The sequence below is a fragment of the Mordavella massiliensis genome, from assembly GCF_016902415.1.
GTDB classification, from domain to species: Bacteria; Bacillota; Clostridia; order Lachnospirales; family Lachnospiraceae; genus Merdimonas; species Merdimonas faecigallinarum.
Genome location: NZ_JACJLV010000019.1, coordinates 25,001 through 47,443 on the forward strand (window position 1 = coordinate 25,001; position 22,443 = coordinate 47,443).

Here is a 22,443-nt window from a genome sequence, read left to right on the forward strand (position 1 = left end):
GAGGAAGGATATGGCAGATTTTTTTAAACGTCTGGTTTCCGGACTTAGTAAAACAAGAGATAATATTGTATCCGGGATGGACAGCATTTTTCACGGCTTTACAAAGATAGATGAAGATTTCTACGAAGAGCTGGAAGAAGTGCTGATCATGGGCGACCTGGGAGTACAGGCTACGTATGATATCCTGGAAGATTTAAGGGAAAAAGTAAAAGAACGCCACATCAAGGAGCCTCTGGAATGCCGGCAGCTTCTGATCGACAGCATCAAAGAGCAGATGGATGTAGGAGAGACGGCATACGAGTTTGAGGAGAAAACCTCGGTTGTCATGGTGATCGGCGTCAACGGTGTGGGAAAAACGACCACCATTGGAAAACTGGCCGGAAAACTGCGGGCCCAGGGGAAAAAGGTAGTGCTGGCTGCGGCAGATACCTTCCGGGCGGCTGCAGGCGAACAGTTGAAAGAGTGGGCGAACCGCGCGCAGGCAGAACTGATCGGCGGACAGGAAGGCTCCGATCCGGCGGCAGTTGTCTATGACGCCGTTGCAGCGGCAAAGGCCAGACATGCAGACGTGCTTTTATGCGATACGGCCGGAAGACTTCATAACAAGAAGAACCTGATGGAAGAGCTGAAGAAGATGAACCGGATCATTGACAGGGAATTTCCGGAGGCTTTCCGGGAAACATTAGTAGTCCTGGATGCTACCACGGGTCAGAACGCGCTGCAGCAGGCGAAGGAATTTAACGAAGTGGCAGATATTACCGGCATCATCCTGACAAAAATGGACGGTACAGCCAAAGGCGGGATCGCTGTTGCGATCCAGGCAGAGCTTGGGATACCGGTAAAATATATCGGAGTAGGAGAAACCATTGACGACCTGCAAAAATTCGATGCAGATACTTTTGTAAATGCACTGTTTACTGCAGAATAATCAACAAAAGAAGGAGGAATGGAAATGCTGACACTGGAAAAATTTGAACGGGCAAGCGAACTGGTAAAAGAGGTGACTTCACCGACCAAACTGGTCTACAGCGAATATTTAAGCGAACAGACAGGCGGACGGGTTTATTTAAAACCGGAGAATATGCAGCATACCGGCGCGTATAAGATCCGTGGAGCTTATTACAAGATCAGTACGCTGACGCCGGAAGAACGGGAAAAGGGTCTGGTAGCCGCTTCCGCAGGCAACCATGCCCAGGGCGTTGCTTTTGCGGCGCAGAAATTCGGCTGCAAAGCCACCATCGTAATGCCGACAGTTACTCCGCTGATCAAAGTGAACCGCACCAAGAGCTATGGAGCAGAAGTGGTCCTTCACGGAGACGTCTACGATGACGCCTGCGCATATGCGCTGGATCTGGCCGAAAAAGAAGGCTGTACCTTTGTGCATCCTTTTGACGACCTGGATATCGCAACCGGACAGGGAACGATTGCTATGGAGATCGTCCAGGAACTTCCGACAGTGGACTATATCCTGGTGCCCATTGGCGGCGGCGGACTGGTGACCGGAGTGGCTACACTTGCGAAAATGCTCAATCCCAAGATCCAGGTGATCGGGGTAGAACCTGCGGCTGCGGCCAGTATGACGGCTGCTCTGGAAAACGGCGGACCGGTGACCCTTGACAGCGCCAACACGATCGCAGACGGTACTGCCGTAAAACGGGTAGGCGACAAGATCTTCCCCTATGTTCAGGAAAATCTGGACGCGGTTCTGACTGTGGAAGACGACGAACTGATCGGCGCATTCCTTGATATGGTGGAAAACCACAAAATGATCGTAGAGAATTCCGGACTTCTGACAGTTGCCGCTTTGAGACAGCTGGATCTGAAGGGGAAAAAGGCCGTATCCATCTTAAGCGGCGGCAACATGGATGTGATCACCATGTCCTCCATCGTACAGCACGGTCTGATCCAGAGAGACCGGATCTTCTCTGTATCTGTGCTGCTTCCGGATAAACCGGGCGAGCTGGTACGGGTTGCACAGACTATTGCCGATGCACAGGGAAATGTAATCAAGCTGGATCATAATCAGTTTGTCAGCACCAACCGCAATGCTGCAGTGGAACTTCGGATCACCATGGAAGCTTTTGGAACCGAGCATAAACATGAGATCATGAAGGCGCTGGAAGATCAGAACTTCCGTCCAAGAGAAGTCGGAGCAAAATTATATTAAGGAGAAGATAGAGATGACTAAAATTAAGATGACCACGCCCATCGTAGAGATGGACGGAGACGAGATGACCCGGATCCTCTGGAAGATGATCAAAGAACATCTGCTGGAACCTTTTATTGAGCTGAATACCGAGTATTATGATCTTGGACTGGAACACCGCAATGAGACGGATGATCAGGTGACCATTGATTCCGCAAATGCCACAAAAAAATATAAGGTGGCGGTGAAGTGCGCTACGATTACCCCCAATGCCGCCCGTATGAGCGAGTATGATCTGAAAGAAATGTGGAAAAGCCCCAACGGCACCATCCGTGCCATCCTGGACGGCACAGTGTTCCGTGCGCCGATCGTGGTAAAAGGTATTGAACCCTGTGTGAAAAACTGGAAAAAGCCGATTACGATCGCAAGACATGCGTACGGAGACGTTTATAAAGGGACTGAGATGAAAGTTCCGGGAGCCGGAAAAGTGGAGCTGGTCTATACAGGCGCAGACGGAACAGAAGAAAGAGAACTGGTCCATACCTTTGACGGCCCGGGGATCGTTCAGGGCATGCACAATGTCAATGCATCCATAGAAAGTTTTGCAAGAAGTTGTTTCAATTATGCGCTGGACACAAAGCAGGATCTGTGGTTTGCAACCAAGGATACCATTTCGAAAAAGTATGACCATACGTTTAAAGATATTTTCCAGGAAATCTACGATGCGGAGTACAAAGAAGCGTTTGAGAAGGCCGGGATCACCTATTTCTACACGCTGATCGATGATGCGGTGGCGCGGGTGATGAAGTCCGAAGGCGGCTATATCTGGGCCTGCAAAAACTATGACGGAGATGTGATGAGCGATATGGTGTCTTCCGCATTCGGATCCCTTGCCATGATGACCTCCGTTCTGGTATCTCCGGAAGGATACTATGAATATGAGGCTGCCCATGGCACGGTGCAGCGTCACTATTACAAACATCTGGCAGGAGAGGAGACCTCTACCAATTCCGTGGCTACGATCTTTGCATGGACAGGGGCGCTCCGTAAACGAGGAGAACTGGATGGAAACTCTGAACTGATGGAGTTCGCGGACCGGCTGGAGCAGGCGACGATCGATACCATTGAGGAAGGCAGTATGACAAAAGATCTGGCTCTGATCACGACCATCCCGAATCCAACCGTGCTCAATAGCGAAGATTTTATCAAAGAAATTGCAAAGAAGTTATCTTAAGAAAGAAGGAGGAGCAGGCAATTAAGCCAGCTCCTCCCATTTTTCGTAAAGCGCTTCCAGTTCTTCTGCAATCTGTGCTTTTTCTGCAGCCAGTTCCTGGCATCTCACAGAGTTGGTAAATACTTCCTCCTGCGTCATCAATGTATCGATAGCTGCGTCCCGTTCCTCCAGCTTAGTGATCCGGTCTTCAGTCTTTTTCAGTTCGTTCTGCCGTTTACGCTCCCTGGCCTGGGCTTCCTTTTGTTCTTTCCAGTCCAGCTTGGAAGCAGTAGGTTCCTCCTGGGCAGGAGAGGATTTGGAAGAAGCAGAAGCGTCAATGCCGTAGGCCAATGTCAGTTCCTCTTTTTTCTCCAGATAATAATCATAGTTTCCAATATAATTTACAAAAGTCTGTCCGGTCAGTTCCAGGATGCGGGTAGCAGTCTGATTGATAAAATACCGGTCGTGAGAGACATAGAGAATTGTGCCGGTATAATCGTTCAACGCCTTTTCCAGGATTTCCTTGGACACGATATCCAGATGGTTGGTGGGCTCGTCCAGGATCAGGAAATTCGCCTCTGAGAGCATCAGCTTTGCAAGGGAGACCCGTCCCCGTTCACCGCCGCTCAGATCCCCGATCCGTTTAAACACATCGTCCCCGGTAAAAAGAAAAGCGGCAAGGATGCTGCGGATCCGGGTGTTGGTAAGGGAAGGATAATCATCAGAGATTTCTTCAAAAATGGTTTTATCCATATGAAGGACATGATGCTCCTGGTCGTAATACCCGATCTGCACGTTGGTTCCCAGTGAAAAGGTTCCGGTATCTGCGGGAACCACCTGATTTAAGATCTTCAGAAGGGTTGTCTTTCCTGTGCCGTTATCACCGATCACAGCCACATGTTCACCGCGTTTGATCTCAAAGTTCGCATCAGTAAACAGTGTCTGTCCGGGAAAGGATTTGCTTAAATGTTCCACGGACAGGACATCATTTCCGCTGACAATGGCCGGTTCCAGAGTGAGATGGATCTCGGTATTCATCTCTACAGGTTTTTCCACCCGCTCCATCTTATCCAGCATTTTCACCCGGCTTTCCGCCCTGCGGATTGATTTTTCCCGGTTAAAAGAACGGAGCTTTTCAATGACTGCCTCCTGATGGCGAATCTCCTGCTGCTGATTCAGATATTCTTTCAGTCTGGCCTCACGGATCTGCTGCTTTTTCACTGCGTAATCACTGTAGTTTCCAAGGTAAGTGGTAAGGGTGCCTTGTTCAATCTCCAGGACCTTTGTGACCACCCGGTTTAAAAAGTACCGGTCGTGGGATACGATCAGTACCGCGCCGTGGTAGTTCATCAGATACGTTTCCAGCCAGGCGATGGAATTTAAGTCCAGATGGTTGGTGGGCTCATCCAGAAGCAGGATATCCGGTCTGGTGAGAAGAAGCTTGCCCAGGGATACACGGGTTTTCTGTCCGCCGGACAAGGTGTCTACTTTTTTGGAAAATTCTTCCTCATCAAAACCAAGTCCCTTTAAAACGCCGGCGATCTCGCTTTCGTATGCATATCCGTTTTCCCGTTCGAACGCGGCGGTGAGCCGGGTATAGGTGTCAAGTCTGGCCGAAAGAGCGTCGCCGGAAAGAGACTTTAATTCCTGTTCGATACTGCGGATCTGCTGCTCCATGGCGATCACATCCGCTTTGGCGAGGCGGACCTCTTCATAGATGGTATTGCCGCTTTGCATTTCCTGATGCTGCGCCAGATAGCCAAGGGTCTTGCCCCTGGTCAGAACAATATCGCCTCCGTCAGAAGGCAGTTCTCCTGCGATCATCTTAAGAAGCGTGGATTTTCCTGCGCCGTTCGATCCGATCAGCGCGGCTTTTTCATGATCTTCAATATGAAAAGAACCGTCCCGGATAATGACGTGTTCTCCAAAAGATTTATTGATTTTATGACAGGCTAGTATCATAATTTCCTCCTTCATGCGTACGTTTTCATTATATCGAAAATAAGACAAAATACAACTAAAAGTTTGACTTTATAAATACAATTCTATATAATAATTTGTGAGATTAAACAACATGGAAGGTGAAGGCAAGTGGAAGACAGAGGAATTTCCAGGGCAGTGATCAGAAGACTGCCAAGATATTATAGATATTTGGGGGAATTACTGGAAAATGGCGTGGAACGGATCTCCTCCGGCGACTTAAGCAAGCGGATGAAGGTCACGGCTTCTCAGATCCGTCAGGATCTGAATAATTTCGGCGGTTTCGGACAGCAGGGATATGGGTATAATGTAAAATATCTGTACACCGAGATCGGTAAGATCCTGGGACTGGAAGAAGACCATAATATCATCATTATCGGCGCCGGTAATCTTGGGCAGGCGCTGGCTAATTATACGGCATTTGAGAAGCGCGGGTTTATCCTGAAAGGAATCTTTGATGTGAATCCGCGGCTTCAGGGCGTGTCTATCCGCGGCGTGCCGGTGCGTATGATGGATGAACTCAAGACATTTATCCAGAATAATGATGTGGAGATCGGTGTGCTCACGATTCCCAAGGAAAAAGCGATCGAGGTGGCAAATCTGCTGGTAGACAACGGCGTGCGCGCGATCTGGAATTTCGCACATACAGATTTAAACCTGCCGGATAATGTGATCGTGGAAAATGTTCACCTGTCAGAGAGCCTGATGCAGTTATCCTATAACATCAGCCGCTATAAAGAAGAGCATAAATAGGTTGGATAAAAGCGTGTAACGGCAGCCATATTTCCGATGGCCTGCCGCTACACGCTCTTTTATATCAGATCAGGGGAACGGGCGGGAAGAAGCCCGCATATAACAGCTAAAGGGAGGTCTTTCGTGGATTATATATTAAGCGGGAAACAGATGAGCCGGGCGGACCGGTATACCATAGAGACACTGGGTGTGCCGTCTCTTAATTTGATGGAGCGGGCTGCCGAAGGCTGTGTGCAGGTAATGACAGAAAAGAATCTTGATCTTTCAGCGCCCTGCGTGGTCTGCGGTTCCGGAAATAACGGAGGGGATGGTTTTGCCATTGCAAGGATCCTTTTGAAACAGGGATATCAGCCGGTGGTCTGTATGGTTGGGAACAAGGATCACTGTTCGAAGGAAACCGAAACCCAGATGACTGCTCTTACAGACCGGGGCGTCCGGATCCTTGACGGGTATGTGCCCGGGAAGTACAGCATTGTCATTGACGCGGTATTCGGCGTAGGGTTGAACCGGGAGATCACAGGGACTTATCAGGATGTGATCCGTCAGATGAATGCCTCTTCGGGACTTAAATTCGCCGTGGATGTGCCTTCCGGAATCTCTGCGGACTCCGGAACGGTTCTTGGCACGGCGTTCCGGGCAGATATCACGGTGACTTTTCAGAAAAAGAAAACCGGGCTTATGCTTTCTCCGGGAAGATCTTATGCAGGAAGTGTGATCCCATGGAAGATCGGGATTTCGACTGATCCGGTCTGCCATGAAGGCATCTATCTGATGGACCGGAAGGATTATCAGGCGATGCTGCCTGTCCGCTCCGAAGATTCTCACAAGGGAACTTTTGGGAAACTCCTGATTATCGCGGGCAGCAAGGGAATGTCCGGCGCCGCATATCTAAATGCCATGGCCGCTTATTTAACCGGAGCCGGCCTGGTGCAGATCTATACAGAGGAGACGAACCGGGAGATCCTGCAGACCCTGGCGCCGGAAGCGATCGTCAGTACGTACCGGTCGTATGAGCAGCAAAAGCTTCTGGAACTGTTATCCTGGGCGGACGCGGTCTGTATCGGATCCGGGATCGGCACCTCGGAAGTGTCGGCAAAGATCCTGAAATCGACGCTGGAGAAAGGAAAGGGTCCCTTTGTTATTGATGCCGACGGGCTGAATCTTCTGGCTGAACATCCGGAATACCAGGAGTTCCTGGCAGGTAAAACAGCGATTCTGACCCCGCACATGAAAGAAATGTCAAGACTTCTCGGAAGCAGCATTTCAGAGTTGCAGAAAAACAGGGTGGACGTTTTAAGAAGCTTTACCGAGAACCATGCCGTTACCTGCATCTTAAAAGATGCCAGGACGCTGATCGGAATTCCCGGATTTGGACTGGTACTCAATACCACGGGAAATGCCGCAATGGCAAAGGGCGGTTCCGGGGACGTGCTGGCCGGGATCCTTGCCGGACTTCTGGTACAGCAAAAAGACAGTAAAAGCGCTGCCTGCCTGGGAACTTATCTCCACGGCAGATGCGGCGATCTGGCAAGAGAAGAAAAAGGACCTTACAGTGTGCTGGCAAGAGATCTGCTGGAGCATATAGGACCGGCTTTTGGGGAACTCATAGAATATTGTTCCAAAGAAAAGGAGGAGTGGATATGAACAAATACACAAGAGTCTGTGCAAAGATTGATCTGGATGCGATCGAGTATAACATGGAAATGATGAAGAAAAACATCCAGGACGGCACAAAGATTATGGCAGTGTTGAAAGCAGACGGTTACGGACACGGAGCCGTTCAGATCGCCGGACTTCTGGAGGATAAAGACTATATCTGGGGCTATGCCACGGCGACGTTGGATGAAGCAATGGCCATCAGAAAAAAAGGGATTGAAAAGCCCATCCTGGTTCTTGGGACCGTATTTCCGGATCAGTGGGGAGCCGTGATCGAGCATGAGATCCGTATGACCCTGTACAGGGAAGAGGTTACCAGGACAGTATCAGATCTTGCATGCCGTATGGATAAGGATGTTCATATCCATGTAAAGATCGACACCGGCATGTCCAGGATCGGTCTTCCCGTGAATGAAGAAAGTGTGGAGAATATTGTCCGGATGAGCGAGATGCCTCACATCAAAATGGAAGGTCTTTTCACACATTTTGCAAAAGCAGACGAGACGGATAAGACCTTTACGAAAAAGCAGCTTTCCCAGTATCTCTGGATGAAAGAGAAGCTGGCGGAAAGAGGTGTTACCTTCCCCTATTATCATTGTTCAAACAGCGCCGGTATCATCGACGTGCCGGAGGCGAACATGGATCTGGTAAGAGCGGGGATCTCTACTTACGGACTCTATCCTTCCGAAGAGGTCAACAAGGAAAACGTGCCGTTACGGCCGGCGCTGGAACTGATCAGTCACACTGCCCATGTAAAATGGGTGGAGGAAGGCACGCCGGTCAGCTATGGCGGAACGTATATTACAGACCGTCCGACCAGACTGGCCACGATCCCTGTGGGATATGGCGATGGATATCCCCGCAGTCTTTCGAACAAAGGCTATGTGCTGATCCGGGGACAGAAAGCTCCGATCCGGGGACGGATCTGCATGGATCAGATGATGGTGGATGTAACAGATATCCCGGATGCGGATTATGGAGACCGGGTAGTGCTGATCGGCCGCGACGGGGATGAATTTCTCCCTGTGGAGACACTGAGCGATCTGTCGGGAAGATTTAACTATGAATTTGTCTGCGATCTGGGAAAACGGATCCCGCGGGAATTTATCCGTCATGGAGAAGTCGTGGAACAGATGGACTGGTTTTAGAAAAACCCCGCGCTCTTACGGCGCTTTGGAATACTTCCGAAAAAGATGGAAATACTAATCTTATCTTTTAGTAAGTGGAGTGTGAAGAAAGTGCAGGTAAGACGTGGAGATATCTATTATGCAGATTTAAGTCCTGTGGTGGGGTCAGAACAAGGAGGGATCCGTCCGGTCCTGGTTATTCAGAATAATATAGGGAACCGGCACAGTCCCACTATTATCTGCGCCGCCATTACATCACGGATGAACAAGGCAAAACTGCCGACCCACGTGGAGATCGACGCCGGCAGATACCAGATCGTTAAAAATTCGGTGGTGCTGCTGGAACAGGTGCGCACCATAGATAAGCAGCGGCTGAAGGATATGGTCTGCCATCTTGACAAAGAAATTATGGAGAAAGTTGATGAAGCTTTAAGGGTCAGCCTGGAGCTTCATACATAGCAAAGGAGTAAACAAGCAGATTATGGAAGAGGGTAGTTTATTTCAGCGGATGAAAAATATTTTCCAGGTGGAAGATGAGAAGCTGGACGAAGGGATGCAGAAAGAAGCGGCGGTATTGATCCGCAACATTTTCCGGTATATGGATAAAGACGCCAAAGATATTATGACACACCGGAAAAATATAGCCGCCATAGACGAGGAGGAACTTCTGGAGGATGCCCTGCATTTTATGCTGGAGGAGAATTATTCCAGATTCCCCATTTATCATGAAGATATTGATGAGATCACCGGATTTTTGCATCTGCGGGAAGCAGTCAGCTGTTATCTGAACGAAAACTTAAGAAAGGTTCCCGTAAAGGATCTGACCGATTACATACGTCCGGCGTATTTTGTGCCGGAGAGCAAAAGTATTGATACGCTATTTAAAAAAATGCAGGCGGAAAAGATCCACATTGTGGTTGTGCTGGATGAATACGGACAGACCTCCGGACTGGTGGCAATGGAAGATATTCTGGAAGAGATCGTGGGAAATATCCTGGACGAATATGACGAGGAGGAACAGATGGTGGCAAAGCTGGCCGACGGAAGTTACGCGGCCGATGGCATGACCGATCTGGAAGATCTGGGGGATCTTTTAAATATTCCTTTTGAGAAAGACGAGTATGAGACGCTGAACGGATTCCTGGTCGATAAACTGGACCGCATCCCGCAGGAGGACGAATCCTGTGAAGTAGAGTACGAAGGATATCTTTTCACCGTTTTATCTGTGGATAATAACATCATCCAGAGAGTTAAGATTGAAAAACAGCAAAAAGAGTGATAGAATAGGAAAAGTGTGAAAAGATAAGATACGAAGAGAGGGAAAGGTAGAAATGTCAGGACATTCAAAATTTGCGAATATTAAGCACAAAAAAGAAAAAAATGACGCAGCAAAAGGAAAAATCTTTACCAAGATCGGAAAAGAGCTGGCAGTTGCGGTAAAAGAAGGCGGAAGTTCTGATCCGGCTAACAACAGCAGACTGCGTGACGTGATCGCAAAGGCAAAAGCCAACAACATGCCCAACGACACGATCGAAAGAAATATCAAACGGGCAGAGGGCGACGCGAATGCGGCAAATTACGAATATATTACTTACGAAGGATACGGCCCCAACGGAACAGCGATCATTGTAGAGACGCTGACAGATAACAAGAACCGGACCGCTTCCAACGTAAAGAACGCATTTACCAAGGGAAACGGCAATGTGGGAACTCCCGGATGCGTTTCCTTTATGTTCGATAAAAAAGGACAGATCATTATTGACAAAGAAGAGTACGAAGGAGATGCGGACGAACTTATGATGCAGGCTCTGGACGCAGGCGCAGAAGATTTTGCCGAGGAAGAGGACAGTTATGAGATCCTGACTTCCCCGGAGGATTTCAGTGCTGTGCGCATCGCGCTGGAGGAGGCAGGACTTCCGATGGCGTCTGCAGAAGTGACGATGATCCCGCAGACCTATGTGGAACTTACCGATGAGAAGGATATCGCCTCCATCCAGAAAACACTGGATATGCTGGACGATGATGACGACGTCCAGAACGTATATCATAACTGGGAGGAATAAATGGCCCATGGAAGAACTGAAGCAAGAACTGGAACAGTTATTTGATGAAATGATACATAAGATCCAGTTGTTCAAAAAGAAGACATACAGTCCGGCATTTCTGGAGGCATATCAGGATCACAGGAACCTGTTCTCCAGGATCAGCGCCGCCTGTTCCGGGGAAAAAGCGATTCCGTCCTCTGAACTGGCAGAAGTGATTCCGGAGTATGCGTATCAGAAAATGCAGAAGTTCTCCAGACGCGACAGAGAAAAGTTTGCGCTGAATTTTAATCTTACAATGGTGGCCTATATTGTGCCGCTGTTTATGTATACGAGAGACCCTGTCTGCGAAAAGCTGGCAGAGGACATGGCTCTTTCCTGGAATCAAAAACAGGTGACAAAAATGGAGATCCGAGTATCTACTTACGAAAAGATTGCCGCGGGATTTAAGAAAAGCTGGTTTTCTTTTGGCAGATCTTCAGATAAATAAGAATAACATCATACAAGGAGGAAACATCTATGAGCGATTATAGAAGAGAAACGAAATGTGTCCAGAGCGGATATGAACCAAAGAACGGAGAACCCAGAGTCCTTCCGATCTATCAGAGCACTACCTTTAAGTACAGTTCCAGCGAGCAGATGGGAAGACTTTTCGACCTGGAGGAATCCGGATACTTCTATACCAGACTCCAGAATCCCACCAATGATGCCGTAGCTGCAAAGATCTGTGATCTGGAAGGCGGTTATGCTGCAATGCTTACTTCTTCCGGACAGGCGGCCAGCTTTTATGCCATCATGAATATTGCCGCTGCCGGCGATCATATTGTATGCGCGTCCGCTTTATACGGCGGTACCTACAACCTGTATGCTCATACAATCAAGAAAATGGGAATTGACGCGACCTTTGTTGATCCGGACTGTACGGCAGAGGAACTGGACGCTGCATTCCGGGAAAATACCAAGGCTGTCTTTGGCGAGACGATCGCAAATCCTGCACTTGTGGTCCTGGATATTGAAAAATTCGCACATGCGGCTCATAAGCACGGCGTACCGCTTATTATCGATAATACGTTCGCTACTCCGATCAACTGCCGTCCATTTGAATGGGGCGCTGATATCGTGACGCATTCTACAACAAAGTATATGGACGGACACGCAACCTGCGTAGGCGGCGCGATCGTGGACAGCGGTAATTTTGACTGGGAGGCCCATGCAGATAAATTCCCGGGACTTACGACTCCGGATGAGACCTATCACGGGATCGTTTACACGCAGAAATTCGGCAAAGGCGCTTATATCACCAAAGCCACCGCACAGTTGATGCGTGATCTTGGCTCCATTCAGGCTCCGCAGAACGCATTTCTTCTGAATCTGGGCCTTGAGACGCTGCATCTTCGTATGGAACGTCACTGTTCCAATGCAAAGAAGGCGGCGGAATATCTGAAGAATCATGAGAAGGTCGCATGGGTAGAGTGCCCGTCCCTTCCGGGAGACAAGTATTATGACCTGGCGCAGAAGTACATGCCGGACGGCACCTGCGGTGTGATCACGTTTGGCCTGAAGGGCGGAAGAAATGCCGCTGTACGTATGATGGACAGCTTAAAGCTGATAGCGATCGTAACACACGTAGCGGACGCAAGAAGCTGCGTTCTTCATCCGGCCAGCCATACCCACCGCCAGATGAACGATCAGGAACTGATCGAGGCAGGCGTTCAGCCGGATCTGATCCGTTTCAGCGTAGGAATCGAGAATATTGACGATATTATCGCTGATCTGGAGCAGGCATTGAAAGAAGTATAAAATATTACAAACACCTCCATACTAAGAGAAAGTATGGAGGTGTTTTTATGGGAAATGAAGCAGATAAGCAGGAGCAGATCAAAGAGACCGGAAGTCTGGACCTGAAAGGAGATCAGGGGCGGGGAAGGATCCGGCTTCTGACGATCATCGGGGAAATCGAGGGTCATGAGACCCTTTCCGGAAATACAAAAGCCACAAAATACGAGCATCTTCTCCCGATGCTTGCAGAACTGGAAGACAGCGACGAGATTGACGGGCTTTTGATCCTGCTGAACACACTGGGAGGAGATATTGAGGCCGGACTGTCCATTGCAGAAATGATCGCCTCTTTAACGAAGCCTACGGTATCCCTGGTCCTTGGGGGAAGTCATTCGATCGGAGGGCCTCTGGCGGTCGCAGCCAGATATTCTTTTATTGTACCAAGCGGCACGATGATCATCCATCCGGTACGCTCGAACGGAATGTTTATCGGCGTGACACAGAGCCTGCGCAATATGATCCGCACCCAGGACCGGATCACCCGTTTTCTGGCAGAACATTCCAGGATCTCGCAGAGCAGGATCGAAGAACTGATGCTGAATCCCACGGAACTGGTCAAAGATGTGGGGACCCTTCTGGAGGGCAGGGACGCGGTCCGTGAAGGACTGATCGATGAAGTCGGCGGACTGGGGGATGCTTTGCATAAACTGCACGAAATGATCCGGGAAGAGCGGGAGAAAAAGTGTAAAAATATGTAATGACAGGCTTTCTGAAAAATGATATACTAATATATAGTATTGTCAATTAGTAAGGGGGAGCTTATGTATGGCTTCTAGATCAAAAAAGAAGGGAAGCAAAAAGACATCCGGACGGAAACAAACTCAAAGTTTCCTGAAAGATGAGATTCTTATCTGGCTGACACTGGCTGTCAGTATTTTGATGTTAGTCAGCCTTTTCGGATTCGGAGGATTTATAGGGGGGACATTTTCCGATATCCTGTTTCTTGTATTCGGGCTGGCTGCTTATGTGATTCCGTTTTTATTATTCGGCGGAGTCACATTTCTTGTGTCTAACCGTGAAAACAGACAGGCTTATATCAAGACGGGGGCCTGGATCCTGCTGCTGATCCTTGCCTGCACGTTCCTGGAACTGGTAGATAAAAAAGGCGGGTTCTTGGGACAGGGACTTGCCGGCGTATTAACTCCGGCCATTGGAACGGCCGGTACATATGTGGCAGTGATCATACTGATGATCATCTGCATGGTGATCATTACGGGCAAGTCCGCGCTGAAAGGGGTAAAGAGTCAGAGCGGCAAGGCTTATGATAAAGCAAAACGTGACGCCGCCAGGCTGAAGGAACGTACCCAGGCGATTAGGACCGATGAGATCCGAAGAAGGGCCGGGGAGATTCAGGACAAAAAGAGTCAGAAACGAAGAGACCGTCATGTAGAAGGCGTATCCTTTGATACGACGTTAAAGAAAAAATCGCCGGAGATCCGGGAGTTAAGCGCAGAGCCGGAGGATACCCAGGCGCCTGTATTCCCGATCCACAGAGGAGAAGACGACGCACGTACAGTAATCCCGGATTACCCGGAGGAAGCAAAAGTTCCGGAATCTTCAGGAGAAACCGGTGAGCCGGAGATGGTAAGAGAAAGCCGTCCGGGAAAGAAAAAAATGAACGCAGAAGAGATTGCCAGCGAAACAAACGCTGTTGCGGCCGCTGCAAAGAATCAGACAGAAAAGAAAGCAAAAGCCTACCGGTATCCGCCGATCTCCCTGTTAAAACGGGGCGCAAAGCATAGCGGGGAATCGGATGCATCCCTGCGGGAAACGGCGATGAAGCTGCAGCAGACCCTGCAGAACTTTGGCGTGCAGGTAACAGTGACCAATGTCAGCTGCGGACCTTCTGTCACCCGGTATGAACTGCAGCCGGAGATGGGAGTAAAGGTCAGTAAGATCGTAGGACTTGCCGATGACATTAAACTGAACCTGGCCGCCGCAGATATCCGGATCGAAGCCCCGATCCCGGGAAAAGCAGCGGTGGGTATCGAAGTTCCCAACAAGGAGAACTCTCCGGTAATGCTGCGGGATCTTCTGGAGTCTTCTGAGTTTAAGAACAGTGTCTCCAAGGTTTCCTTTGCCGTGGGAAAAGATATCGGCGGAAAAGTTGTAGTGTCTGATATCGCGAAGATGCCCCATGTGCTGATCGCCGGAGCCACAGGATCCGGTAAATCTGTATGTATCAATACACTGATCATGAGTATTTTATACAAAGCTTCTCCAGAAGAGGTGAAGTTGATCATGATCGATCCCAAGGTGGTGGAATTAAGCGTTTACAATGGGATTCCACATCTGATGATCCCTGTAGTGACAGATCCGAAAAAGGCTGCCGGCGCCCTCAACTGGGCCGTGGCAGAAATGACAAGAAGATACCAGGCATTTGCAGAGTATCATGTCCGTGACATGAAAGGCTATAATGAGAAAGTCCGTGTGATGCCTGCAGGAGAGGACGGGCAGACGCCTGCTCTGATGCCCCAGATCGTGATCATCGTTGATGAGCTGGCGGATCTGATGATGGTAGCGCCAGGAGACGTGGAGGAGGCCATCTGCCGGCTTGCCCAGCTTGCGCGTGCCGCAGGCATCCATCTGGTACTGGCAACCCAGAGACCATCCGTTAACGTAATTACCGGCCTGATCAAGGCGAATATGCCGTCCAGGATCGCCTTTGCGGTATCTTCCGGCGTGGATTCCAGAACGATCATTGATATGAACGGCGCTGAAAAGCTGCTTGGTAAGGGAGATATGCTTTTTTATCCTTCCGGTTATCAGAAACCGGCCCGCGTACAGGGTTCCTTTGTAACAGACAAAGAAGTACAGAGCGTTGTGGAATACTTAAAGGATAATAACAGCGACGCCTCGTATGACGAGGAAATCGTACAGCACGTAAATACGGCTTCTGTCGGAGGCGGTACGATTGGCGGCGCAGCTTCCGAAGACGAAGAAAGAGACATCCATTTTGTAGATGCAGGACGACTGATCATAGAAAAAGAAAAGGCATCGATCGGAATGCTGCAGCGGTCCTTTAAGATCGGGTTCAACCGAGCGGCAAGGATCATGGATCAGCTTGCGGAAGCAGGCGTGGTAGGGCCGGAGGAAGGCACCAAACCGCGGAAGATCCTTATGACATCAGCTGAGTTTGAACAGTATGTAGAAGAAACATTGTAAGAAGAATCGACTATACGATCAGAAAAAATGTTGAAAATAGATGTTCGGGAGGAAATCGCAACATGAAATGTAGAAATTGCGGACATAAAATACCGGATGGAAAGTTATATTGTGAGTATTGCGGGGAAGCGGTTCAGATCGTTCCGGATTACAATCCGCTGGATGATATGCTGACTGCTCAGATCAAAGTCTCTCTGGACGATGAGGACACGGACGGATCCGGATCAAGGAGCCGGACCGGAACCAGACGAAGTAAGACAAAACGCGGCACAGCCGGACGCGGTACGGCCGGGAAAAAGGCAGGCGGACGTAATACCGGAACCGGTAAGGCGACAGGCCGCACAGGCAGAAATACCAGGCCTTTGTCTCCGGAGGAGGAGCGAAGCCGCAGACGTCAGCAGGCGGCGAGAAGAAAAGAGGCGCTTCGCAGGAAGAGAAGAAGGCTGCTTCTGATCATGGGCCTGATCCTGGTACTGATCGTTGCTGCTGTTTATCTTCTGTACAGCAATTCTTATGCAGGAGTGGTAGGAAAAGGAAATAAAGCGTTATCCTCCGGAAACTATACAGAAGCAAAAGAGGCATTTGAACGCGCCATCTCAAAAAATAAGGAAAAGCCGGAAGCCTATGCAGGTCTGTCCAAAACCTACATTGCCCAGGATGATCCGGATGCGGCGGAAGCCGTGTTCCTGACTGCACTGGAGGACCAGAACAATAATGCAGATCTATATGAAGCCTGTGTGGATTTTTATATGGATACCAAACAACAGGAAAAGATACCGGAACTTCTGAAGGACGCGGGAGATTCTGTCAGAAAGGCTCTGGGCGGATATATCATCGATGAGCCGGAGTTCAGCCTGGATCCGGAAGAAACCTTTGAAGACGTACAGGAACTGACTCTGACGGCAAGAAAAGGCGAGAAGATCTATTATACGACAGACGAGTCGGACCCGTCTGTTTCTTCTACGGAATATACGGAACCGATCCAGATCAGCGAAGGCGTTACCGTCATTACCGCGATCGCGGTAAATGGGGATGGTGTTCCCAGTCTTCCGGCCCGGAAAACCTATACGGTGGAACTGCCGATCGTAGACGCGCCTGCGGTATCTCCTTCTACCGGACAATATGAAGAGGCCCGGCAGATTGAGATCAAAGTGCCTGACGGATATGATGCGTATTACACTATGGACGAATCCGATCCGACCACAGCGTCCACCAAGTATACCGGTCCGGTTGAGATGCCGGAAGGCACCACTATTTTCAAAGCGATCCTGGTCAACGGGCAGGGACGTTCCAGTGGCATTACAACGCGCAATTACGAGCGGGTATCCGAATAATGTCACTTGATATTTTGCGCCAGATACATTATTATGAAAGAAGCATATAAACTAGATTTAGGAGGAAACAAGATGTACAAGATATTAAAAGCCGAAAAGCTGGCTGATATGATCTATCTTATGGATGTTGAAGCTCCTCGCGTAGCAAGGCATTGCATGCCCGGTCAGTTCGTGATCGTTAAGATGGATGAAAAAGGGGAACGTATTCCTTTGACGATCTGCGATTACGACAGAGAAGCCGGTACGATCACGATCGTATTCCAGACAGTGGGAGCATCTACACATAAGATGGCAACCTTAAAAGCAGGGGATTCTTTCCGCGACTTTACCGGTCCGCTGGGATGTCCTTCCGAACTGGTAGAGGAAGATCTGGATACGCTGAAAAAGAAAAAAATCCTGTTTGTCGGCGGCGGTGTCGGCGCGGCGCCTGTTTATCCACAGGTAAAGTGGATGCATGAGCACGGGATCGACGTGGATGTGATCATTGGATCCAAGACAAAGGATATGCTTCTGCTGGAAGAAGAAATGAAAGCAGTTGCCGGAAATTATTATCCCTGTACAGACGATGGTACATACGGACATGCAGGAATGGTTACTTCCATGATCGAAGAACTGCATGCACAGGGCAACCGGTATGATGTCTGTGTTGCCATTGGTCCTATGATCATGATGAAATTTGTCTGTCTTCTGACCAAAAAACTGGAGATCCCTACGATCGTCAGCATGAACCCGATCATGGTGGACGGAACCGGTATGTGCGGAGCCTGCCGGCTTCATGTGGGCGATGAGATCAAATTTGCCTGTGTAGACGGACCGGAATTCGACGGTCATCTGGTCAACTTTGACGAAGCAATGAAGAGACAGCAGATGTACAAGACCCAGGAGGGCCGTGCAATGCTGAAATTACAGGAAGGCGACACCCATCACGGCGGATGTGGCCATTGCGGAGGTGACAACTAATGGCTGATATGTTAAAAAGAGTTCCTGTAAGAGAGCAGGACGCAAAAGAAAGAGCGACAAACTTTGAAGAAGTATGTTACGGATATAATCAGGAAGAAGCCATGGAAGAGGCTTCCCGCTGCCTGAACTGTAAAAATGCCAAATGTATCCAGGGATGTCCGGTATCGATCAATATTCCCGGATTTATCGCAAAGATCAAGGATGGCGATATCGAAGGCGCTTATCATGTGATCAGTGAATCCTCTGCACTTCCGGCCATCTGCGGACGTGTATGTCCCCAGGAATCCCAGTGCGAATGCAAATGTATCCGCGGTATCAAGGGAGAACCGGTATCTATCGGTAAGCTGGAAAGATTTGTTGCTGACTATGCTCTGGAGCATGATATCAAACCGCAGAAAGCCGAGAAGACCAATGGACACAAGGTTGCGGTGATCGGTTCCGGCCCGTCTGGACTTACCTGTGCCGGCGATCTTGCAAAGCTTGGATACGAAGTTACAGTATTTGAAGCACTTCATGAACTGGGTGGCGTACTGGTATATGGTATTCCAGAGTTCCGTCTTCCCAAGGAGAAGGTTGTAAAGAAAGAGATTGAAAAGGTAAAAGAACTTGGCGTTAAATTTGAGACCAATGTAGTAATCGGAAAATCCACGACCATCGATCAACTGATGGAAGAGGAAGATTTTGAGGCTGTTTTCATTGGCTCAGGAGCCGGACTTCCTATGTTTATGGGAATCCCGGGAGAGACTGCCAACGGCGTGTTCTCTGCGAATGAGTATCTGACCAGAAGCAATCTGATGAAGGCTTTTGATGATTCCTATGATACACCGATCGCAGCCGGCAAAAAAGTTGCCGTAGTAGGCGGCGGAAATGTTGCCATGGATGCTGCAAGAACTGCACTTCGTCTTGGCGCAGAGGTACATATTGTATACCGCAGAAGTGAGGCTGAACTCCCCGCCAGAGTAGAAGAAGTACACCATGCTAAAGAAGAAGGCGTGATCTTTGATCTGCTTCGGAATCCGAAGGAGATCCTGGTAGATGAGAACGGCTGGGTAAAAGGCATGAAGGTGATCAAGATGGAACTTGGCGAACCGGATGCATCCGGCAGAAGACGTCCGGTAGAGATTCCGGGATCTGAGTATGAGATCGAGGTTGACACCGTGATCATGTCTCTTGGAACTTCCCCGAATCCGCTGATCGCTTCCACCACAAAAGGACTGGAGACCAACCGCAGAAAATGTATCGTGGCAGAAGAAGAGAACGGTCAGACTTCCAAGGCATGCGTATTTGCCGGCGGAGACGCGGTAACAGGAGCTGCTACAGTAATCCTGGCCATGGGCGCAGGAAAAGCAGGTGCAAAGGGAATCCACGAACTGTTATCTGCAAAATAAAGCATGAAATTGTTACGGTCAGATAAGATATAAGATGAACTGACCATGAACAGGGACGTATTCTTTTTAACAGGAAGCAAAAGTATGATGCAAAAGGAATACGTCCCTGTTTTGTTGTATATATGTAACTAGAATCATACATTGGAAAGGAAGCAGGAAATGAGACGTGAATCCAGATTATCAGTAACAGACGTCTGCTATATTGCCATTATGGCTGCCGTAACAGCAGTGCTGGCACAGATTGCGATCCCCATGCCCATGGGAGTCCCTATGACCATGCAGACCTTTGCCGTTACGCTTTGCGGGATTTTACTCGGATCCAGAAAAGGCGCCGTCTCCATGGTGATCTACCTGTTGATCGGCACCGCCGGGGTTCCGGTATTCTCTGCTTTTACAGGCGGGGTGCAGTGCCTTGTTGGACCCACAGGCGGATTCCTGGTGTCTTTTCCTGTTATGGCCTACCTGATCGGACTGGGTGTGGAATGGAAGAAGAAAGGCGCCTTTCTTATCTTTTTACTTCTGGGAACCGCGTTCAATTATGTGGCCGGAGTCCTGTTTTTTGTGGTGACGATGGACAGCACTGTCTGGGCAGCTCTGACGGCCTGCGTGCTTCCGTTTCTTCCCACGGCGGTACTGAAGGCAGTACTTGCTTCGATATTCGGGCTTCAACTCAGAAAACGGCTGCAGCCTTTCTTGCTGTATTAATAATAGTGGACAGAAGGAGAACCTGTTTATGGAACTGGCATTCGTAACGGCGCTTGGTGTAGGCGGCGCAACTATTATCGGAGTCCTGATCGGATTCTTATTTCAAAAAATTCCTCATGAATTCAATGATGTGATCCTTGGTTTTGCGGCCGGTATCATGTTTGCGGCTGCAGTCATCGGTCTGATCATCCCTTCTCTGGAAGAAGGCAATATCTGGGTGACACTGGCAGGAATCCTGGCAGGAGCCGTTTTCCTGAATCTTGCGGACTACCTGACTCCGCATCTGCATCATCTGACGGGAATGGATCAAGAGGCACATACGGGGAAACAGAGTCATATCAACAAAGTCATGTTGTTCGTCCTGGCGATTGCCATCCACAATCTGCCGGAGGGAATCGCGGCAGGAGTAGGCTTTGGAAATGAAAATATCGGAAACGCCATTACGGTGGCCGTCGGAATCGCTCTCCAGAATATTCCGGAAGGTATGGTGATCGTATCACCTTTGATCCTGGCAGGTGTTCCAAAACTCAGAGTTTTCTTCATTGCCAGTTTTACAGGCATCATTGAAGTCGTAGGCACCATAATCGGATTTGGCGCAGTCAGTATCGCAACGGCCATTCTTCCGTTTGCGCTTGCCTTTGCGGGCGGTACGATGGTCTATGTGGTCAGCGATGAGATGATCCCGGAGACACACAGCCATGGGTATGAGCGCCAGGCAACCTATGCATTGATCCTTGGCTTTATGACCATGCTTCTTATGGATCATTATATCGGCGGATAAGGGAGTAAGAGGAACAGATGAAGATCACACTGGTCACAGTAGGAAAAATCAAAGAAAAATATCTAAGAGACGCGATCCATGAGTACAGCAAACGGCTGAGCCGTTACTGTAAGCTGGAGATGATTGAGGTGGCGGACGAAAAAACTCCGGATCAGGCCAGCGAAACAGTGGAAGAGCAGATCCGGGATAAGGAAGGGGAACGGATCTTAAAATATCTCAAAGACGATATGTATGTAATCACGCTGGAGATCGCTGGAAAGATGCTTTCCTCAGAGGAACTGGCGGACAAGATAGAGAAACTGGGGATCCAGGGACACAGCAGCATCGCTTTTGTGATCGGCGGATCCATCGGACTTGGACGGGAAGTGCTGAAGCGGTCAGACTACAGCTTAAGTTTTTCAAAGATGACCTTTCCCCATCAGCTGATGCGGGTGATCCTGCTGGAGCAGGTGTACCGGAGCTACAGGATCATGAACGGGGAGCCGTATCATAAATAAGTGCGGTCTTTTCGCATTTGGGTGCGATATGGTTGAGAAATATTCATAAAAGAAAAGCCATACCAGAGGAAGTAGAGAGATAAATTTACTTACTTCGTGGATATGGCTTTTTTTCTTTTGTTAAACCAACAAGATAATCAATGCTGACATTATATAATTTTGAAAGTTGTATGAGCATATCTATCGGGATTTGACGGGTCCCTTTTTCATATCTACGGTAAACTTCTCGTTGGCATCCGAGATATTGTGCTACTTCAGCCTGTGTTTTATCGTTATCAATTCGTAAATCTTCTAACCGTTGAAATTTCATAATATCACCAAGTAAAAGCTATCATACAGTTGCATATAATATCTAAATATGCTATCATATGGTTGCATAGAAAGTGCGAAAGGAGAATGAAAATGGAGAAATATAAACAATTTGAAGAAAACAATCCAGATTTCGTTAATGCGGCTGAAAATGGAAATCTAAATGCTTGCTTTATGCTTTCATGCACATATCTAGGTATGAATGAAGAGATTGGAACAGATCTATTTAATGAACAAAGAGCGATATATTGGGCAGAAAAATGTCTAGCTTCTGGAACCGAAGAAGGCTTATGTTATTATGCAGAAGTGTTAAATATGGCTGGATATCTGAATCAAAAAATGGGATTTTTTGACAATAATGTATATGATTGCTATTTGAAGGCAAGAGACACGATTTTAAAATTGGAAAACAGCAGTATTGACTCCGATAGGTGGAAAAACATATATATGGAAATTGAGTTGAACCTAGGTTGGTTGTTAGTAAATAAGGAAAGTTATAATTATGACCCGGACGACGCAAAATCACATTTTTCTAATGTGTATAGTAT

Annotated in this window: 22 protein-coding genes; 20 read left to right on the top strand and 2 right to left on the bottom strand. The window is 48.6% G+C overall.

The window, feature by feature from the left end; genetic code table 11:
- The first annotated feature begins 10 nt into the window (after positions 1 to 10).
- The 3 genes from ftsY to H6A13_RS07115 are packed head-to-tail and all read left to right on the top strand — an operon-like array spanning position 11 to position 3,380.
- The gene (gene ftsY / locus H6A13_RS07105; protein ID WP_204908920.1) at positions 11 to 928 is read left to right on the top strand and encodes a signal recognition particle-docking protein FtsY; all 918 of its coding nucleotides are present in this window, start codon (positions 11 to 13) and stop codon (positions 926 to 928) included.
- 24 nt (positions 929 to 952) lie between these two features.
- Positions 953 to 2,167, top strand: coding sequence for a threonine ammonia-lyase (gene ilvA, locus H6A13_RS07110; RefSeq protein WP_204908921.1), 1,215 nt, complete (start codon positions 953 to 955; stop codon positions 2,165 to 2,167).
- Between the two features lie 13 nt (positions 2,168 to 2,180).
- On the top strand, positions 2,181 to 3,380 hold the full coding sequence (locus H6A13_RS07115) for an NADP-dependent isocitrate dehydrogenase (protein WP_204908922.1): 1,200 nt from the start codon (positions 2,181 to 2,183) through the stop codon (positions 3,378 to 3,380).
- A gap of 21 nt (positions 3,381 to 3,401) precedes the next feature.
- Here the strand turns inward: H6A13_RS07115 and abc-f are convergent, their stop codons facing one another.
- Positions 3,402 to 5,321, bottom strand: coding sequence for a ribosomal protection-like ABC-F family protein (abc-f, locus tag H6A13_RS07120; protein ID WP_204908923.1), 1,920 nt, complete (start codon positions 5,319 to 5,321; stop codon positions 3,402 to 3,404).
- 129 nt (positions 5,322 to 5,450) lie between these two features.
- Between abc-f and H6A13_RS07125 the strand changes: the two genes are divergently transcribed.
- The 16 genes from H6A13_RS07125 to rlmH all read left to right on the top strand — a co-directional run bounded on the left by H6A13_RS07125 (position 5,451) and on the right by rlmH (position 21,586).
- Positions 5,451 to 6,092, top strand: coding sequence for a redox-sensing transcriptional repressor Rex (locus tag H6A13_RS07125; protein ID WP_204908924.1), 642 nt, complete (start codon positions 5,451 to 5,453; stop codon positions 6,090 to 6,092).
- A 123-nt stretch (positions 6,093 to 6,215) separates the two neighbouring features.
- Positions 6,216 to 7,736, top strand: coding sequence for an NAD(P)H-hydrate dehydratase (locus H6A13_RS07130; RefSeq protein WP_338043028.1), 1,521 nt, complete (start codon positions 6,216 to 6,218; stop codon positions 7,734 to 7,736).
- Positions 7,733 to 8,896: an alanine racemase gene (gene alr / locus H6A13_RS07135; RefSeq protein ID WP_204908925.1), complete on the top strand. Its 1,164-nt coding sequence runs from the start codon at positions 7,733 to 7,735 to the stop codon at positions 8,894 to 8,896. Before H6A13_RS07130 ends, alr begins: the two co-directional genes overlap by 4 nt.
- A gap of 90 nt (positions 8,897 to 8,986) precedes the next feature.
- The gene (locus tag H6A13_RS07140; protein WP_204908926.1) at positions 8,987 to 9,334 is read left to right on the top strand and encodes a type II toxin-antitoxin system PemK/MazF family toxin; all 348 of its coding nucleotides are present in this window, start codon (positions 8,987 to 8,989) and stop codon (positions 9,332 to 9,334) included.
- A gap of 22 nt (positions 9,335 to 9,356) precedes the next feature.
- The gene (locus tag H6A13_RS07145; RefSeq protein ID WP_204908927.1) at positions 9,357 to 10,154 is read left to right on the top strand and encodes a hemolysin family protein; all 798 of its coding nucleotides are present in this window, start codon (positions 9,357 to 9,359) and stop codon (positions 10,152 to 10,154) included.
- A gap of 52 nt (positions 10,155 to 10,206) precedes the next feature.
- Positions 10,207 to 10,938, top strand: coding sequence for a YebC/PmpR family DNA-binding transcriptional regulator (locus tag H6A13_RS07150; protein WP_204908928.1), 732 nt, complete (start codon positions 10,207 to 10,209; stop codon positions 10,936 to 10,938).
- 7 nt (positions 10,939 to 10,945) lie between these two features.
- Positions 10,946 to 11,407 carry a hypothetical protein gene (locus H6A13_RS07155; protein ID WP_204908929.1) on the top strand — a complete coding sequence of 154 codons (462 nt, stop codon included), beginning with the start codon at positions 10,946 to 10,948 and terminating at the stop codon, positions 11,405 to 11,407.
- A 29-nt stretch (positions 11,408 to 11,436) separates the two neighbouring features.
- Entirely contained in the window at positions 11,437 to 12,717 is a 1,281-nt protein-coding gene (locus tag H6A13_RS07160) for an O-acetylhomoserine aminocarboxypropyltransferase/cysteine synthase family protein (protein ID WP_204908930.1), read from the top strand.
- 47 nt (positions 12,718 to 12,764) lie between these two features.
- On the top strand, positions 12,765 to 13,454 hold the full coding sequence (locus H6A13_RS07165; RefSeq protein ID WP_204908931.1) for a ClpP family protease: 690 nt from the start codon (positions 12,765 to 12,767) through the stop codon (positions 13,452 to 13,454).
- Positions 13,455 to 13,521: 67 nt separating this feature from the next.
- Complete coding sequence (locus tag H6A13_RS07170) at positions 13,522 to 15,921, top strand: FtsK/SpoIIIE family DNA translocase (RefSeq protein WP_204908932.1); 2,400 nt, start codon at positions 13,522 to 13,524, stop codon at positions 15,919 to 15,921.
- Between the two features lie 62 nt (positions 15,922 to 15,983).
- Positions 15,984 to 17,255: a chitobiase/beta-hexosaminidase C-terminal domain-containing protein gene (locus tag H6A13_RS07175; protein ID WP_204908933.1), complete on the top strand. Its 1,272-nt coding sequence runs from the start codon at positions 15,984 to 15,986 to the stop codon at positions 17,253 to 17,255.
- A gap of 72 nt (positions 17,256 to 17,327) precedes the next feature.
- The gene (locus H6A13_RS07180; RefSeq protein WP_204908934.1) at positions 17,328 to 18,215 is read left to right on the top strand and encodes a sulfide/dihydroorotate dehydrogenase-like FAD/NAD-binding protein; all 888 of its coding nucleotides are present in this window, start codon (positions 17,328 to 17,330) and stop codon (positions 18,213 to 18,215) included.
- Positions 18,215 to 19,603: an NADPH-dependent glutamate synthase gene (gene gltA, locus H6A13_RS07185; RefSeq protein ID WP_204908935.1), complete on the top strand. Its 1,389-nt coding sequence runs from the start codon at positions 18,215 to 18,217 to the stop codon at positions 19,601 to 19,603. Before H6A13_RS07180 ends, gltA begins: the two co-directional genes overlap by 1 nt.
- A 159-nt stretch (positions 19,604 to 19,762) precedes the next feature.
- The gene (locus tag H6A13_RS07190) at positions 19,763 to 20,308 is read left to right on the top strand and encodes a biotin transporter BioY (protein ID WP_204908936.1); all 546 of its coding nucleotides are present in this window, start codon (positions 19,763 to 19,765) and stop codon (positions 20,306 to 20,308) included.
- A 28-nt stretch (positions 20,309 to 20,336) separates the two neighbouring features.
- Positions 20,337 to 21,089: a ZIP family metal transporter gene (locus tag H6A13_RS07195; protein ID WP_204908937.1), complete on the top strand. Its 753-nt coding sequence runs from the start codon at positions 20,337 to 20,339 to the stop codon at positions 21,087 to 21,089.
- A 17-nt stretch (positions 21,090 to 21,106) separates the two neighbouring features.
- A complete protein-coding gene (gene rlmH / locus H6A13_RS07200) occupies positions 21,107 to 21,586 on the top strand; it encodes a 23S rRNA (pseudouridine(1915)-N(3))-methyltransferase RlmH (protein ID WP_204908938.1) in 480 nt (159 codons plus the stop codon).
- A gap of 85 nt (positions 21,587 to 21,671) precedes the next feature.
- Here the strand turns inward: rlmH and H6A13_RS07205 are convergent, their stop codons facing one another.
- A complete protein-coding gene (locus H6A13_RS07205; RefSeq protein WP_204908939.1) occupies positions 21,672 to 21,896 on the bottom strand; it encodes a helix-turn-helix domain-containing protein in 225 nt (74 codons plus the stop codon).
- Positions 21,897 to 21,988: 92 nt separating this feature from the next.
- On the opposite strand from H6A13_RS07205, the gene H6A13_RS07210 reads away from it, so the two are divergent.
- On the top strand, positions 21,989 to 22,443 hold a 455-nt coding region (locus tag H6A13_RS07210), incomplete at its 3' end, for a hypothetical protein (RefSeq protein ID WP_204908940.1).

Excerpts from the sequence above, each read along its gene's own strand:
- ftsY (WP_204908920.1), top strand. The coding sequence starts at position 11 with ATGGCAGATTTTTTTAAACGTCTGGTTTCCGGACTTAGTAAAACAAGA.
- ilvA (WP_204908921.1), top strand. The coding sequence starts at position 953 with ATGCTGACACTGGAAAAATTTGAACGGGCAAGCGAACTGGTAAAAGAG.
- H6A13_RS07115 (WP_204908922.1), top strand. The coding sequence starts at position 2,181 with ATGACTAAAATTAAGATGACCACGCCCATCGTAGAGATGGACGGAGAC.
- abc-f (WP_204908923.1), bottom strand. The coding sequence starts at position 5,321 with ATGATACTAGCCTGTCATAAAATCAATAAATCTTTTGGAGAACACGTC.
- alr (WP_204908925.1), top strand. The coding sequence starts at position 7,733 with ATGAACAAATACACAAGAGTCTGTGCAAAGATTGATCTGGATGCGATC.
- H6A13_RS07145 (WP_204908927.1), top strand. The coding sequence starts at position 9,357 with ATGGAAGAGGGTAGTTTATTTCAGCGGATGAAAAATATTTTCCAGGTG.
- H6A13_RS07150 (WP_204908928.1), top strand. The coding sequence starts at position 10,207 with ATGTCAGGACATTCAAAATTTGCGAATATTAAGCACAAAAAAGAAAAA.
- H6A13_RS07155 (WP_204908929.1), top strand. The coding sequence starts at position 10,946 with ATGGAAGAACTGAAGCAAGAACTGGAACAGTTATTTGATGAAATGATA.
- H6A13_RS07160 (WP_204908930.1), top strand. The coding sequence starts at position 11,437 with ATGAGCGATTATAGAAGAGAAACGAAATGTGTCCAGAGCGGATATGAA.
- H6A13_RS07165 (WP_204908931.1), top strand. The coding sequence starts at position 12,765 with ATGGGAAATGAAGCAGATAAGCAGGAGCAGATCAAAGAGACCGGAAGT.
- H6A13_RS07170 (WP_204908932.1), top strand. The coding sequence starts at position 13,522 with ATGGCTTCTAGATCAAAAAAGAAGGGAAGCAAAAAGACATCCGGACGG.
- H6A13_RS07175 (WP_204908933.1), top strand. The coding sequence starts at position 15,984 with ATGAAATGTAGAAATTGCGGACATAAAATACCGGATGGAAAGTTATAT.
- H6A13_RS07180 (WP_204908934.1), top strand. The coding sequence starts at position 17,328 with ATGTACAAGATATTAAAAGCCGAAAAGCTGGCTGATATGATCTATCTT.
- gltA (WP_204908935.1), top strand. The coding sequence starts at position 18,215 with ATGGCTGATATGTTAAAAAGAGTTCCTGTAAGAGAGCAGGACGCAAAA.
- H6A13_RS07190 (WP_204908936.1), top strand. The coding sequence starts at position 19,763 with ATGAGACGTGAATCCAGATTATCAGTAACAGACGTCTGCTATATTGCC.
- H6A13_RS07195 (WP_204908937.1), top strand. The coding sequence starts at position 20,337 with ATGGAACTGGCATTCGTAACGGCGCTTGGTGTAGGCGGCGCAACTATT.
- rlmH (WP_204908938.1), top strand. The coding sequence starts at position 21,107 with ATGAAGATCACACTGGTCACAGTAGGAAAAATCAAAGAAAAATATCTA.
- H6A13_RS07205 (WP_204908939.1), bottom strand. The coding sequence starts at position 21,896 with ATGAAATTTCAACGGTTAGAAGATTTACGAATTGATAACGATAAAACA.